The organism is Clostridium acetireducens DSM 10703 (assembly GCF_001758365.1).
In the GTDB taxonomy this organism is placed as follows: Bacteria; Bacillota; Clostridia; order Clostridiales; family Clostridiaceae; genus Clostridium_C; species Clostridium_C acetireducens.
In genome coordinates this window covers 14,226-28,743 of sequence record NZ_LZFO01000007.1, presented here as the reverse complement: position 1 = coordinate 28,743, position 14,518 = coordinate 14,226, and the positions used below count along the sequence as shown (strand labels likewise).

The window sequence follows — 14,518 nt, the reverse complement described above, 5'->3', positions numbered from 1 at the left end:
TTATATTAAAAAAGAAATATATTACATAGAATAATTATAGGATATATTAGGAGGGATGGAATGAAATATAAAAACAAAAAATTAACAGTCATATTAGTGGTTATTATTATGGGCTTAGTTGGTATAACATATACTAATTTTAAGTATTCAATTTTCACATTTAATAACAAGCTTATGAATAATAAAAAAATAATATTGATAGATCCTGGGCATGGAGGTGTAGATGGAGGAGCAGTATCTAAAAGAGGAACTGTTGAAAAAGACATAAATTTAAAAATTAGTTTAAAATTAAGAGATAAATTAAAAGATAAAGGTTTTAATGTAGTAATGACCAGAGAAGAAGATAAAGGACTTTATAAAGAAAAAGGGAGCTTAAGAAAAAAGAAAGTTGAAGATTTAACTAATAGATGCAATATGAAAAAAGAGAGTAATTGTGATGTTTTTATAAGTATTCATCTTAACATGTTTACACAAGAAAAGTACTATGGAGCACAAGTATGGTATGCTAATAATGAAGATAGTAAAAAATTAGCTTCTATAATTCAACAAAATTTTAAAAAAGATTTAGATAAAAATAATAAAAGAGAAGAAAAACCTGCAATGAATTCTTACAAGGTTTTAAAGGATAGTGAAGAAATTCCATCAGTATTAGTGGAATGTGGATTTTTATCTAATTTATTAGAAGAGAGCAAATTAAAAAGTGATAGTTATCAAGATAAAATAGCAGAATCAATATGTAAATCAATAGTAGAATATTTTAATAAATAAGACTATATTTTTAAAAATATAGTCTTATTTATTAAATAAAGTATTATAATTTATTTTTAAGAATCTTCATAGTATATATAACATAAAAATTAATAAAAAAAGTGCAAATATGGTTAAAAAATTTCTGATTATGATTTATTATTAATATGTAAGTAATTTTTATTATAAAATTTTATAAAAATTAAGAATAGGGATAGCTAAGAAGGGAGGAAGTTTATCATAAATATTGGATAAACGAAAAATTATGAAAGAAATACATATTTCAAAGATAATAGCATCGGTAAAAAAATTATGTGTAGAGGCTAATTACTATATTTGTGATGATATAAAAAATAAAATAATTAAAGCCTGTAATGAAGAAGATTGGGATATAGGTAAAAATATATTAAAAAACATATTACAAAATATAGATATATCTAAAAACGAAAATGTACCTATGTGTCAGGATACAGGAATGGTCTGTGTTTTTATTGAAATAGGTCAAGATATACATATTGTAGGAGGTAATATAAAAGATGCTATTAATGAAGGAGTAAGACAGGGATATAATCAAGGCTTTTTAAGAAAATCTGTAGTAAAAGACCCTATTAATAGAATAAATACAAAAGATAATACTCCAGCTATAATATATTATGATATAGTCTCTGGAGACAAGTTAAAGATAACTGTAACACCAAAAGGATTTGGGTCTGAAAATATGAGTCAAATAAAAATGTTAAAACCAGCAGATGGTATAGATGGTGTAAAAGATTTTATAATAGATGTTGTAAAAGAAGCGGGACCTAATCCATGTCCGCCGATAGTAGTAGGAGTAGGAATAGGAGGAACCTTTGAGAAAGCAGCTATTATGTCAAAAAAAGCTTTAATAAGACCTATAGATAAAAGAAATAATAATAGCTTTTATTGTGAATTAGAATATGAACTTTTAGAAAAAATAAATAAATTAGGAATAGGTCCTCAAGGATTTGGAGGAAAAACTACTGCTTTAGCTGTTAATATAGAAACTTTTCCTACTCACATAGCAGGACTACCAGTAGCTGTTAATATTAGTTGTCATGTAACTCGTCATAAGGAAATTATTTTATAAAATATTTTTGGAGGTGATTTTATGGAAAAGGAAATAAAAACTCCTATACTAGGAAACAAAATCAAGGAGTTAAGAGCAGGAGATAGAGTTCTTATATCTGGAACTATATATACTGCAAGAGATGCTGCTCATAAAAGATTAGTAAATCTAATAGAAAAAGGAGAAAATTTACCTTTTAATATTAAAAATAATATTATATACTATGTTGGACCTACACCAGCTAAACCAGGAAATGTAATAGGTTCTGCAGGACCTACTACTAGTTACAGGATGGATTCATACACACCACAGTTATTAGATATAGGGTTAAAAGGTATGATAGGTAAAGGAGCAAGATCTAAAGAGGTTATAGAATCTATAAAAAAAAATGGAGCTATTTATTTTGCAGCTATTGGTGGAGCTGCAGCACTTATATCTAAATGTATAAAAAAATCAGAAGTTATTGCCTATGAAGATTTAGGCTCAGAGGCTATAAGAAAATTGGAAGTAGAAAAGTTTCCTGCAGTTGTTGTAGTAGATTGTTATGGAAAGGATCTTTATGATATAGGTAAGCAAAAATATCTTGAGTCAGTAAAATATATTAATAGAGGTGGAGGTAAGTGATAAAACGCTTTAGTAGGTCTCAAATAATAATATTAGAAAAAAGTAAATATATATTAGTTAAGCATTGGGCAAAAAAAGAAAATAGATATTTTTGGGGCATTCCTGGAGGAGGACGGGAAGAAGGAGAAAGTGATGAGGAAGCAGCAATTAGAGAAGCAAAGGAAGAAACAGGATTGGATATTAAACTTCTACCTATAAAAATGGTAGCTAAACCTCCTTTTAAAAATTCTATGTATGATAGAATGGTCACTTTCTTAGCTTATCCAGTTAAGGGTGAAGCTAAAATAGGATATGATCCTGAAGAAGAATTAACAAAATATTATGAATTAGTAGAATTAAAATGGCAAGATTTTTATAGTGATGAGGGAGTACCAGAAGCCACTACAAGTTTGATAAAATATTTTAGAGATATAATTAAATCTGATAAAGTAGTAAAAGTAAAGTATGCTTTATTATATTCTATAGAATATAATAAAATAAAATATTTTTTATTGCCTAAATCAAATAGTAAAAATGCTTTTATATTACCAAATATAAAAAGTGTTAGCAACTATAATATAAATTGTAAAGAGAGTCTAGGAGTTTTTTTAAAAGAAGAAAATAAAAATATATATTGTGTAGAAGTAGTTCCAGCATTTTTAAAAAATACTAAATATGTTTTAAAAAAATATAGTTGTTTTGAATATAAGGATATATGTGATATTAAGATTGATAGATTTGTAAAAAAGTCCATTGAATATTTGCATAAAACGCACTTTGATTTTATTTAAAATAATAAAGAATTTAAAAATTTATTAAATTAAATATGTTTTATTATTAACATTATTATTGTATAATTATATTAATACATTATCAGGAGGTACATATATGAATTTTATGAAAAATAAACCTAAAAATAATATAGTTTCGTATTTTGTAATTTTAATTTTATTAGTTTTTTCTTTTAATATTATAGGATGTTCGAAAGATAATGAAACAAATAATAATGTATCAAAAGAAAAAGTTACCACAAATGAACAAAAAAGTAATAATGATAATAAAGAAAAAATAAACAGAGAAGAAAATAGTTCTAAAGATAAAGAAACATCTAAGAATATATTAAAAAACACAGATGTAAAATTTGATAAAAAAGAATTAGAAAAAGAAAATTCTATAAATTTTAATACACCTTGGGAATCATCACCAAATGGTAAGCTGTTTGCTTGTATAGAAGGCAAAGGGGAAAGTGCACAAGAAGAGGGGATAGGAAAAGTATGTGTTAAGGATTTACAAAATAATATTTTTAGTTTTGAAATAGTAAGTAGTAAAAAACAGCTTTCTCCTAAAGATTTAGAATGGCTAGATGATGAAAATGTATTAGTTGTAATAGGACATGCTTATGGTACAATATCTAAAGGTGGAAATATATATGTTTTAAATACTAATACAGGAGAATGTAATTTACTTTATGATACAAAAGATAATAAAAGAGAAATAATATCTTGTAAAGTGGAGTCACGAAATTCTAAAACAGCTAATATTAAAATTAATATGAATATATATGAAGATGATAATTTTACAAAAGATAGTGTTAAAACTTTATTTGTTAAAAATATGGATTTAAATTTTAATAGCAATATAGACATATTAGACAAAGACGGAAATATTTTTGATACAATTAAATAATAATTTTAAAATGGTAAGGAATTTTCCTTACCATTTTAAATAAAATAAAAGGTGATATACTATGGATAAGTCTAGCAAAATATATTCTAAAGCACTAAGAGCTTATAATAATGGATATATAGATAAAGCATTAGATATATGTGAAAAAAGTATAGGATATAATATTAAAAATTCTGCTGCAATAAATTTAAAAGGATTATTATATTATATAAAAGGTGATTTAATAACAGCCCAGAAACTTTGGAAAATGAATTATAATTTAAATAAAGATAGTATAGCTAAAAAGTATTTAGAAGATACTAAAAATGATGAAGAAAATTTTAAATTATATCTAAAAGCAGTAAAACTTATAAAAAATCATAAAATAAATGAAGCTATTATAATACTAAAAGAGTGTAATAAAAGCGATTACAATTGTGTAAATATTAATAATTATATAGCAATTTGTTATATTAAAATTGGTAAATATAAAGAAGCATCAAAGCATTTGAATAAAGTTTTAAATATAGATAAAAAAAATACTATGGCTTTAAATAGTTATAAAGCTTTAAAATCTTATGGAATTAAGGTTTATAAGCCTAGAAAAAAATATATAATTATAATAGTATTTATTATAATTACTATTATTTCAGTATTTGTGTATAGAAATTTATATGCTAAAAAACTTTCTTTCAATATTGGCATAAATAAAAATAAATCTATAAATAGTAATTATAAAATTTCAAAAATTAAATATAAAAAGCCTAAAAAAGAAATTTTTCCTTATCAGGATATACAAAAATGTATAAAAAATAAAGATTACAATAAAATATTTGACTATATAAGTTATTGGAGAAACAAGGATTTAAGTATAAATGATAAATATTTATTATCACAAGCAGAAAAAATTATGGAGCATGAAGGTGTTGAGTATTTTTATAATTTATCTACAGATTATATGAATAAAGGTGATTTTAAAAAATCTACAGTTTTTTTATTAAAGGCTTATGAATATGGTAAAAACAATTATTTGTATCCACATATAGTGTATACATTGGGAAACTGCTTTCAAAATATAGGAAACATAGAAAGTAGTTTGGTGTATTATGAAGAGTATATAAAAAAATTTGAAAATGGAGATTATGCAGATATAGTTTTATATAATTTATCTTTGATTTATTCTAATATAAATAAAAATAAATCTAAAGAATATGCTAAAAGATTAATTGAAAAATATCCAGAATCCATGTACAATAACTCCAATATAAGAGCAATAGTTAATAATTAGATTTTATTAGAATTAATATATTTAATTTGAGCAAAATAAATATATGTATAACTAATAATAACTAATAATAACTATTAAATACTATTGACTTAATTTCTTTTCAAGTATAAAATATAATTATAACTATACCATATAAGGGTATAAATGGAGGGATATAATATGATAAGAGAAATAAGTGAATCAATGTTTGAACAAGAAGTAGGATATTCAACTACACCTGTAGTAGTAGATTTTTGGGCAGCTTGGTGTGGACCATGTAAAATGTTATCTCCAGTAATTGAAGAATTGTCAGAAGAAATGGAAACTAAAGCTAAATTTATAAAAGTTAATGTAGATGAAAATCCAACAGTATCTCGTAAGTATAATATAGCAAGCATACCTACTGTAATGGTATTTAAAGATGGGGAAGTTAAAGCTAATTTAGTAGGATTTAGACCAAAAGAATTATTAAAATCAGAAATTGAAAAGTATATATAAATTTTATACTTACAAAGAGGTGTATTAATGAAAAAAAGATATGATATAGCAATAATAGGCAGCGGACCAGCAGGTCTTGCTGCTGCTATAAATGCTAAAATTAGAAATAAAAGCATAGTTATTTTTGGAAATAAAGATTTAAGTAATAAACTAATTAAAGCACCAAAAGTAGATAATTATTTAGGTTTATACAATTTAAAGGGAGCAGAATTAAAAGAGTATTTTCAAAGACACATAGATTATATGAATATAAAAATAAATTATGAAAAGGTAAATACTATTTATGCTATGGGAGAATATTTTGCCATAATGGTAAATGAAAAAAACTATGAAGCAAAATCAATTATACTAGCTACTGGTATGGAGTATAATAAATCTATAAAAGGTGAAGAAGAATTATTAGGAAAAGGTGTAGGATATTGTGCTACTTGTGATGCACCTTTATATAGAGATAAAATTGTAACTATTATTGGTTATAACAAAGAAGCAGAGGAAGAAGCAAATTATGTAAGTGAATTAGCTAAAAAATTATATTATATACCTATGTATAATGAAAAATATAATTTGAATTTATCAATAGAACTACTGCAGGATAAACCTGTAGAAATTCAAGGAGAAAATAAAGTAGAAAAGATTATTTTAAAAAATCAAGAAATAGCTACAGATGGAGTTTTTGTATTAAAAGATAGTGTAGCTCCTTCTCAATTAATTCCGGGAATAGAAGTAGAAAATAATCATATAAAAGTTAATAGAAATATGGAAACTAATTTAAAAGGATGTTTTGCAGCAGGAGATTGCACAGGAAAGCCTTATCAGTATATGAAATCTGTAGGAGAAGGTCAAGTAGCGGCATTAAGTGCAGTAAAATATTTAGATGAAATAAAGTAAAGTACTCGAAATTATTTCGAGTACTTTACTTTATTAAAAAGAATACGTGGTTTCCTATTTTTTTTGTATTGTTTTTTCTTATATTTTTCATCCATTTAGATGTAGCTATATCGGGATTATAGAAAAATACAGCCTTATCAGTAGGGTCTTTGCCTTTTAAAGCTTCTAAAACAGCCTTATAACTACTTGAATCAGGTATATCGTGTATTTCTCCATTTTTCACACAAGAAAATGCTGCCTTTTGCTTTATTACTTCTTCTACAGATTTAGGAAAGCTAGGATGAATAACTCTATTTAATATTACAGATGCTACAGCTACTTTACCTTCAAAAGGTTCTGAGCGACTTTCAGCATAAACTATTTGAGCCATTAAATAAACATCTGAGTCAGTTATATATATGTTTTTGTCATTATAGTTTAAAACTTGAACTACATTTTCATTTTTTGAATCTAAATCATAACTATTAACATAATAGGGCCAATAAGCTTTTACATTATGTGAAAATAATAAAGAAAAAATTAATGTAGCTATAAATATTAAGTATAATTTTTTTTTCATATTTAATCCTCCTTTTGCCAACGGGGTTAGCTGACGGGTTCGGAAAAGGTTAACCTACGTAAAAACGATTCACCCCAATATTTTGGGTTCCCCGCGTTAAAAACTTAGGCTAAAGTTATTCTTTCCATAAAAAAATTAAAAATACATTTATTTTAAAAATATAATATTTATATATATATTTAAAATGGTGTATAATTGTAAATGTAAATGATTAATTATATAAGGGGTGAAGTAAGTGGAATTTTTGTATGTAATTTTCAATTCAATAAAAAATATAAGTTTATCATCTATATTAGACATAATAGTAGTTTATTATATGTTTTATAAAAGTTATATGTTGATAAAAGAAACTAGAGCAGAACAATTGCTAAAAGGCATTATACTTATAGTTTTTCTTATACCTATAAGTAGCTTACTTCATTTAACTATGTTGAATTGGATACTTAATAAAACTATAACTATAGGAGTATTATCTTTTATAATTATTTTCCAACCTGAAATAAGAAGTGCTTTAGAACATATAGGAAGAAGTGCTTTTAATGATAAACCGATATTAGAAAATAAAGAAATTGTAAGTAATGTTATTACAGATATAGTTACCGCTGTAGATAATTTATCTAAGACTAAAACAGGGGCTTTAATAATTATAGAACAATTTACTGGTTTGGGAGATACTATAAAAACAGGAACAAAGTTAGATGCTTTAGTTTCTTCTGCTTTATTGGAAAATATATTTGTTGTTAATACACCATTACATGATGGAGCTACTATTATAAGAAATGATAGAATAGTAGCAGCAGGATGTTTTTTACCTTTAAGTAATAATTTTTCTGTAAGTAAGCAATTAGGAACTAGACATAGAGCAGCTTTAGGAATATCGGAAAATTCAGATGCATTAGCTATAATAGTATCGGAAGAGACAGGAATAATATCAATTGCCATTAATGGAAGATTAACAAGAAATTATAATAAAGAAAAATTGAAAGAAATTATAATAAAAGTAATTAAGAAAAAACAAAATAAGGGTTCTACATTGAAAGAGCAGGTGATTTCGTGGAAGAAAAAGATAAAAAACAGCAAATAATAATAAAAATATGTTGTTTTATTGCATCTTTTGTACTTTGGCTTTATATATCTAATGTAGAAAATCCTATAAGAACATATAAATTAGGACGTGTACCAGTTCAATTTATAAATAAAGATGCTTTAGAGAATTCAAAGTTAACATTAATACCAGGAGAAAAATACTATGTTGATTTAAATTTAAAAGGTCCAGTATCTAAAGTATATAGTGTTAAATTAAAACAATTTAAACTAGTAGTGGATTTAGAAAAGTATGCTTTAAAGCAAGGAGAAAATAAAGTACCTGTAGAAATTAGAGAAATGCCAGAAGGTATAAGTATAGTTAATGACAATAATTTGTGGGTAAAAATAAAAGTAGATTCTTTAGAAGAAAAAAGTGTTCCTATTAAAATAAGCTTATATGGAAAAGTTAAAGAAGGATTTCATGCATTAAAACCTATATCAAAACAGAAATTTGCTAAGGTCATAGGACCTTCTACTTACGTAAATAAAGTAAATCAGGTTATAGGAAAATGTAATGTTAAAAATTCTGATTTGGATTTTGAAATGCAAGTGCCATTAAAAGCTGTAGATTCTATGGGGAATATAGTGGAAAATGTAAATATTTCTCCTGATTTTGTCAAAACTAAGATTGATATAAAAAAGAAAAAATTAGTTAAAATAAATATAAATACTATTGGAGATGCAAATAATTTAAATATTAAAAGTATAGTAGCTGTACCAGATTCTGTAGAAATAGCAGGAGATAATAACATAATAAATAATATAAATAGTATTGATACAGAAACTATTAATTTAAATGATATAAAAAATAATGAAATAAATGTCAAATTAATATTGCCTAAAGGAGTATTTGTTACTAATAACATATCTACTATAAAAATTAATTTACAATTTAATGAATCTATAATAACAAAAGATATAAATAATATAGATATATCCTTAAAAAATGAAAGCAATGATTATATTGCCAAATTAGAACAAAATACTGTATTTATTAGAGTATCAGGTAAAGAGAGTACAATAAATAATTTAACTAGTGAAGATATAGATTGTTATATAGATTTAAAGTCTTTACAAGAAGGAGAATATAATGTACCTATAAATGTAAAATTACCTAATGGAGTTTCAAATATTGTTATAAAACCTGAACAAGTAAAAGTTATTATTAAAAAGAAAGTTTTGGAGGACAATAATGGGGATTAAAATAAACAATTTAATTTTAGATATAGATGAAGATATAAATAACTTAAAGAAAAAAGTTTGCAGTAAATTAAATATATCAAAAAATGACTTAAAGGAATTAAAAATACTTAAGGAATCTATAGATGCTAGAAAAAAAAATCAAATAAAATTTAATTATTCTGTAGAAATTAGTTGTGAAAATGAATCTAAAATAGTAGCTAAATCTAGAAATAAAGATGTAAAAATTATAGAAACTAAATATAATAAAGAATTTATTTATGGAAATAAAAAAATGAATGCTAGACCTATAATAGTTGGAATGGGACCTGCAGGACTTTTTGCAGGATTGCTATTAGCTAAAAATGGTTACAAACCTTTGATTTTTGAAAGAGGAGAAGATGTAGATAATAGATGGAGCAGTGTGGATGAATTTTGGAATACTGGTAAACTAAATTTAGAATCAAATGTTCAGTTTGGCGAAGGTGGAGCAGGAACATTTTCAGATGGAAAACTTACTACTAGAATAAAAGATTCAAGATGTGATTTTGTTTTAAAAAAATTTGTAGAATTAGGAGCACCAAAAGAAATAATATATTCTGGTAAACCTCATATAGGAACAGATGTGTTAAGATCTGTTGTTAAAAACATAAGAAAAAAAATAATACATTATGGTGGAGATGTAAACTTTAATAGCAAATTAGAAAATTTGATAATTAAGGATAAAAAAGTTTGCGGCATTATTGTAAATAGTGAAGAAATAAAAAGTGAATCATTAATACTTTCTATAGGACACAGTTCAAGAGATACTTATGAAATGCTATATAAAAATGGAGTGTTTATGAGAGCAAAACCTTTTGCTATAGGTGTTAGAGTAGAGCATTTACAAGCCATGATTAATGAAGCACAATATGGTAAGTATGCTGAACATCCAAAACTTAAAGCGGCAGATTATAGACTAACTTATACCAGCCCTATATCTAAAAGAGCAGTGTATAGTTTTTGTATGTGTCCAGGAGGTTATGTAGTAGCTGCAGCTTCAGAAGATAAAAAATTAGTTACTAATGGTATGAGTTTTTATAATAGAAATGCAGAAAATTCAAATGCTGCTATTGTAGTTTCTGTAGGACCAGAGGATTTTCAAGGAAAAGATGCATTATCTGGAGTTGAATTTCAAAGGCATTATGAAAAATTAGCTTATAATTTAACTCAAGATTATTTTGCACCAATTCAACTTTTAGGGGATTTTTTAAAAGATAAGAATAGTAGCAAAATAGGAAGAGTTAAGCCAACATATAAACCAGGTTACGAATTTAGACAGCTTAAAAATTGTCTTCCTAATTATGTAGTAGAAAGTTTAAAAGAAGGATTTATAAGCTTTAATAAAAAAATAAAAGGATTTGCATCAGAAGATGCAGTATTAACAGGAATAGAAACTAGAACTTCAGCACCAATTAGAATAGAAAGAAATGAAAAATTAGAAAGTATATCTTATGAAGGGTTGTATCCTGCAGGAGAAGGTGCAGGATTTGCTGGAGGAATTATTTCTGCTGCTGTAGATGGATTAAAAGTAGCTGAATCTATAATGAAGCAATATTCACCCTTATATTGAATTTTCTGAAAAATAGCATTTTCTATAAAAAATTTGATACAATGTAACATGGGGCTTAATTTACTTATTTTTAAGGGGGAGTTATTAATAATGAAAAAAAATTTAATATTGGTTATTAATCCAGGATCAACTTCTACTAAGATTGCTGTATTCAAAGGTGAAGATTGTATTTATGGGGATACTTTACTTCATGACTCTAAAGAGATAAATAGATATGAAACTATTTATGCTCAAAAGGAAATGAGAACAAGCAAGATTTTAACATGGATAAAAGATAAAAAATTATCCTTAAAAGATTTTTGTGCTATAGTTGGAAGAGGTGGATTAATTAGACCTTTACCAGGTGGTACTTATAAAGTTACCCCTAGTATGATAGAAGATTTAAAAGTAGGTTATCAAGGACAACATGCATCTAACTTAGGTGGAATTATAGCCTATGAAATAGCTACTGATTTAAATATACATGCTTTTGTAGTAGACCCTGTATCAGTAGATGAAATGGAAGATATAGCAAGAATTTCAGGAATGCCTGAAATAGAAAGAAAATCATTAGGGCATCCGTTAAATATAAAAGCAGTTACTAGATATATATGTGATAAATTAGATAAAGAATTTTATAATAGTTCCTATGTAGTTGTTCATTTAGGTGGAGGAATATCTGTAGTTCCTGTTAAATGTGGCAAAATAATAGATGTTAATAATGCTAATGAAGAAGGTCCTTTTTCACCAGAAAGAGTAGGAGGACTTCCAACAGGAGATGTGGTAAGGCTAGCTTTTAGTAAAAAATACACTTATAAAGAGTTTCAAAAGAAGATTATAGGTAAGGGTGGTTTAGTAGGATATATAGGAACAAATGATGTAAGATTAATAGAGAAGAAAATAGATGAAGGCGATAAAAAAGCAGAGTTAGTATTAAAAGCTATGGCTTATCAAACAGGTAAGGAAATAGGTGCTATGGCAGCTGTATTAAAGGGACAAGTGGATGCAATAATATTAACAGGTGGAATATCACATAGTAAAAGAATAGTTAACTGGATTACAAATATGGTAAACTTTATTGCTCCTATAGAGGTAATGCCAGGTGAAATGGAAATGCTAGCTTTAGCTCAAGGAGCATTAAGAATAATAAACAATAAAGAAAAAGTAAAAATATACGAGGAAGAGGTGCATTTACAAAATGATCAAAAGTTTTAGAGAAGTTATAGCAAAAGCAAAAAACGAGGAGACAAGAACAGTAGCAGTAGCAGTAGCACAAGATAAACCAGTGCTAGAAGCTATAAGAGATGCAAAAGCTAATGATATAGCTGATGCAATTCTTGTAGGAGACGCTGATGAAATCAATTCAATAGCGTTAAAAATGGAAATGGATCTTAGCGAATTTGAAATAGTCAATGAACCAAATCCTAAAAAAGCAGCTTTAAAAGCAGTTGAATTAGTTTCAACAGGAAAAGCAGACATGGTTATGAAAGGATTAATTGATACAGCATCTTTCTTAAGAGCAGTATTAAATAAAGAAGTAGGATTAAGAACAGGAAAATTAATGTCTCATATAGCAGTATTTGAAGTTAAAGAGTATGACAGATTATTATTTGTAACAGACGCAGCTTTCAATATGTACCCAGATTTAAAAGCAAAAATTGATATAGTAAACAATGGAGTATCTGTTGCTCATGCTGTAGGAATTGATGTTCCAAAGGTTGCACCAGTTTGTGCAGTTGAAGTAGTTAACCCTAATATGCCACCTACACTAGATGCTGCAATACTTTCAAAGATGAGTGAAAGAGGTCAAATAAAGGGATGCATAGTAGATGGACCTTTAGCATTGGATAACGCTTTATCTGAAGAAGCTGCTAAACACAAAGGGGTAACAGGTCCTGTAGCAGGAAAAGCAGATATATTTTTAATGCCAAATATTGAAGCAGGAAATATAATGTATAAATCTATTTCATATACTGCTAAACCTAAGAGTGGAGCTATATTAGTAGGAACAGCTGCACCAGTTGTATTAACTTCAAGAGCAGATAGTCATGAAACAAAAATGCATTCAATAGCATTAGCAGCATTGGTGTCAAATCAATTATTAGGTAAAAAAAGCAAAGAAAAAGTATTATTATCAATATAAATAAAAAAACATGGGAGGAATTTAAACATGTCATACAAATTATTAATAATAAACCCAGGTTCAACATCTACTAAAATAGGTGTATATGAGGATGAAAATCAAATTTTAGAAGAAACTTTAAGACACTCAGCAGAAGAAATAGGAAAATATGCAACAATATATGAACAATTTGAATTTAGAAAAGAAGTTATATTAAAAGTACTAAAAGAAAAGAATTTTGATATAAATACATTAGATGCAGTTGTAGGAAGAGGAGGACTTTTAAAACCTATTGAAAGCGGTACATATGCAGTAAATGATGCTATGCTTGAAGATTTAAAAGTTGGAGTATCAGGTCAACATGCTTCAAACCTTGGTGGTATAATAGCAAATGAAATAGCTAAAGGATTAAATATACCATCTTTCATAGTAGACCCAGTTGTTGTAGATGAAATGGATGAAGTTGCAAGAATATCAGGTATGCCTGAAATTGAAAGAAAGAGCAAATTTCATGCTTTAAATCAAAAAGCAGTAGCAAAAAGATATGCTAAAGAAAACAATAAAAAATATGAAGATTTAAACTTAATTATAGGACATATGGGTGGAGGAGCATCTGTTGGAGCTCATAAAAAAGGAAGAGTAGTAGATGTTAACAATGCATTAGATGGAGAAGGTCCATTCTCACCAGAAAGAGCTGGAGGAGTTCCTATAGGAGATTTAGTTAAACTATGCTATAGTGGAAAATATACTTTAGAAGAAATGTTCAAAAAGATAAATGGAAAAGGCGGAGTAGTAGCTTATCTAAATACTAATGATTTTAGAGAAGTAGAAGAAAAAGCTGTAGCAGGAAACAAAGATTTTAAATTAATGCTAGATGCTTTTGTATATCAAATAGGAAAAGAAATAGGTAAATGTGCAACAGCATTATGTGGAAAAGTAGATGCTATAATATTAACAGGTGGAATAGCATATAGTAAAGTTGTAACAGAAAAAATAAAAGAAATGGTATCTTTCATTGCACCAGTAGTTATTTATCCAGGTGAAGATGAATTATTAGCTCTTGCACAAGGTGGATTAAGAGTACTTAAAGGCGAAGAAAAAGCTAAAGAATATTAATAAAATAAATAACCCTATGTAATTTACATAGGGTTATTTATTTTTTCAATATGTTACAAAAATATTAGAATTAATACAATAAATAAATGGAATATTATTAACTAAAATGA

The 14,518-nt window shown here is 26.4% G+C and carries 15 protein-coding genes and 1 riboswitch; of the genes, 14 read left to right on the top strand and 1 reads right to left on the bottom strand.

Annotated elements, in window-relative coordinates; all coding sequences use genetic code 11:
* Nucleotides 1-60: 60 nt before the first annotated feature.
* The 8 genes from cwlD (at nucleotide 61) to CLOACE_RS03175 (ending at nucleotide 6,755) form a co-directional block, all read left to right on the top strand.
* On the top strand, nucleotides 61-768 hold the full coding sequence (cwlD, locus tag CLOACE_RS03210) for an N-acetylmuramoyl-L-alanine amidase CwlD (RefSeq protein WP_070109611.1): 708 nt from the start codon (nucleotides 61-63) through the stop codon (nucleotides 766-768).
* A gap of 244 nt (nucleotides 769-1,012) precedes the next feature.
* Nucleotides 1,013-1,855 (top strand): fumarate hydratase, encoded by an 843-nt coding sequence (locus CLOACE_RS03205; RefSeq protein ID WP_070109610.1) that lies wholly within the window; start codon nucleotides 1,013-1,015, stop codon nucleotides 1,853-1,855.
* Nucleotides 1,856-1,876: 21 nt separating this feature from the next.
* Nucleotides 1,877-2,458 carry a Fe-S-containing hydro-lyase gene (locus tag CLOACE_RS03200; protein ID WP_070109609.1) on the top strand — a complete coding sequence of 194 codons (582 nt, stop codon included), beginning with the start codon at nucleotides 1,877-1,879 and terminating at the stop codon, nucleotides 2,456-2,458.
* Entirely contained in the window at nucleotides 2,455-3,228 is a 774-nt protein-coding gene (locus CLOACE_RS03195) for an NUDIX hydrolase (RefSeq protein ID WP_070109608.1), read from the top strand. The genes CLOACE_RS03200 and CLOACE_RS03195 overlap by 4 nt, the downstream gene beginning before the upstream one ends.
* A gap of 97 nt (nucleotides 3,229-3,325) precedes the next feature.
* Nucleotides 3,326-4,123 (top strand): DUF4652 domain-containing protein, encoded by a 798-nt coding sequence (locus CLOACE_RS03190; protein ID WP_084027535.1) that lies wholly within the window; start codon nucleotides 3,326-3,328, stop codon nucleotides 4,121-4,123.
* A 61-nt stretch (nucleotides 4,124-4,184) separates the two neighbouring features.
* A complete protein-coding gene (locus CLOACE_RS03185) occupies nucleotides 4,185-5,390 on the top strand; it encodes a tetratricopeptide repeat protein (protein ID WP_070109607.1) in 1,206 nt (401 codons plus the stop codon).
* 159 nt (nucleotides 5,391-5,549) lie between these two features.
* Nucleotides 5,550-5,867, top strand: coding sequence for a thioredoxin (gene trxA / locus CLOACE_RS03180; protein WP_070109606.1), 318 nt, complete (start codon nucleotides 5,550-5,552; stop codon nucleotides 5,865-5,867).
* A gap of 27 nt (nucleotides 5,868-5,894) precedes the next feature.
* On the top strand, nucleotides 5,895-6,755 hold the full coding sequence (locus CLOACE_RS03175; protein ID WP_070109605.1) for an NAD(P)/FAD-dependent oxidoreductase: 861 nt from the start codon (nucleotides 5,895-5,897) through the stop codon (nucleotides 6,753-6,755).
* Between the two features lie 25 nt (nucleotides 6,756-6,780).
* Here CLOACE_RS03175 and CLOACE_RS03170 read toward each other — a convergent pair whose 3' ends face one another.
* Nucleotides 6,781-7,314: a cell wall hydrolase gene (locus CLOACE_RS03170; protein ID WP_070109604.1), complete on the bottom strand. Its 534-nt coding sequence runs from the start codon at nucleotides 7,312-7,314 to the stop codon at nucleotides 6,781-6,783.
* Nucleotides 7,315-7,435, bottom strand: a riboswitch (cyclic di-AMP (ydaO/yuaA leader).
* 114 nt (nucleotides 7,436-7,549) lie between these two features.
* Here CLOACE_RS03170 and cdaA point away from each other — a divergent pair.
* The 6 genes from cdaA to buk (CLOACE_RS03140) all read left to right on the top strand — a co-directional run bounded on the left by cdaA (nucleotide 7,550) and on the right by buk (CLOACE_RS03140) (nucleotide 14,408).
* Complete coding sequence (gene cdaA / locus CLOACE_RS03165) at nucleotides 7,550-8,398, top strand: diadenylate cyclase CdaA (RefSeq protein ID WP_070109603.1); 849 nt, start codon at nucleotides 7,550-7,552, stop codon at nucleotides 8,396-8,398.
* Complete coding sequence (locus CLOACE_RS03160; RefSeq protein WP_070109602.1) at nucleotides 8,368-9,603, top strand: CdaR family protein; 1,236 nt, start codon at nucleotides 8,368-8,370, stop codon at nucleotides 9,601-9,603. The genes cdaA and CLOACE_RS03160 overlap by 31 nt, the downstream gene beginning before the upstream one ends.
* Nucleotides 9,593-11,191 carry an NAD(P)/FAD-dependent oxidoreductase gene (locus CLOACE_RS03155; RefSeq protein WP_070109601.1) on the top strand — a complete coding sequence of 533 codons (1,599 nt, stop codon included), beginning with the start codon at nucleotides 9,593-9,595 and terminating at the stop codon, nucleotides 11,189-11,191. Before CLOACE_RS03160 ends, CLOACE_RS03155 begins: the two co-directional genes overlap by 11 nt.
* A 90-nt stretch (nucleotides 11,192-11,281) precedes the next feature.
* Complete coding sequence (gene buk / locus CLOACE_RS03150; protein ID WP_070109600.1) at nucleotides 11,282-12,385, top strand: butyrate kinase; 1,104 nt, start codon at nucleotides 11,282-11,284, stop codon at nucleotides 12,383-12,385.
* Nucleotides 12,369-13,313, top strand: coding sequence for a phosphate butyryltransferase (ptb, locus tag CLOACE_RS03145; protein ID WP_070109599.1), 945 nt, complete (start codon nucleotides 12,369-12,371; stop codon nucleotides 13,311-13,313). The genes buk (CLOACE_RS03150) and ptb overlap by 17 nt, the downstream gene beginning before the upstream one ends.
* 27 nt (nucleotides 13,314-13,340) lie before the next feature.
* Nucleotides 13,341-14,408, top strand: a complete 1,068-nt coding sequence (buk, locus tag CLOACE_RS03140; protein ID WP_070109598.1) for a butyrate kinase — start codon at nucleotides 13,341-13,343, stop codon at nucleotides 14,406-14,408.
* The last annotated feature ends 110 nt before the right edge of the window (nucleotides 14,409-14,518 follow it).

Coding starts and splice junctions, on each gene's coding strand:
- CLOACE_RS03170 (WP_070109604.1), bottom strand. CDS start 7,314: ATGAAAAAAAAATTATACTTAATATTTATAGCTACATTAATTTTTTCT.
- CLOACE_RS03155 (WP_070109601.1), top strand. CDS start 9,593: ATGGGGATTAAAATAAACAATTTAATTTTAGATATAGATGAAGATATA.
- trxA (WP_070109606.1), top strand. CDS start 5,550: ATGATAAGAGAAATAAGTGAATCAATGTTTGAACAAGAAGTAGGATAT.
- CLOACE_RS03200 (WP_070109609.1), top strand. CDS start 1,877: ATGGAAAAGGAAATAAAAACTCCTATACTAGGAAACAAAATCAAGGAG.
- CLOACE_RS03205 (WP_070109610.1), top strand. CDS start 1,013: ATGAAAGAAATACATATTTCAAAGATAATAGCATCGGTAAAAAAATTA.
- buk (WP_070109598.1), top strand. CDS start 13,341: ATGTCATACAAATTATTAATAATAAACCCAGGTTCAACATCTACTAAA.
- cwlD (WP_070109611.1), top strand. CDS start 61: ATGAAATATAAAAACAAAAAATTAACAGTCATATTAGTGGTTATTATT.
- ptb (WP_070109599.1), top strand. CDS start 12,369: ATGATCAAAAGTTTTAGAGAAGTTATAGCAAAAGCAAAAAACGAGGAG.
- buk (WP_070109600.1), top strand. CDS start 11,282: ATGAAAAAAAATTTAATATTGGTTATTAATCCAGGATCAACTTCTACT.
- CLOACE_RS03185 (WP_070109607.1), top strand. CDS start 4,185: ATGGATAAGTCTAGCAAAATATATTCTAAAGCACTAAGAGCTTATAAT.
- CLOACE_RS03175 (WP_070109605.1), top strand. CDS start 5,895: ATGAAAAAAAGATATGATATAGCAATAATAGGCAGCGGACCAGCAGGT.
- CLOACE_RS03190 (WP_084027535.1), top strand. CDS start 3,326: ATGAATTTTATGAAAAATAAACCTAAAAATAATATAGTTTCGTATTTT.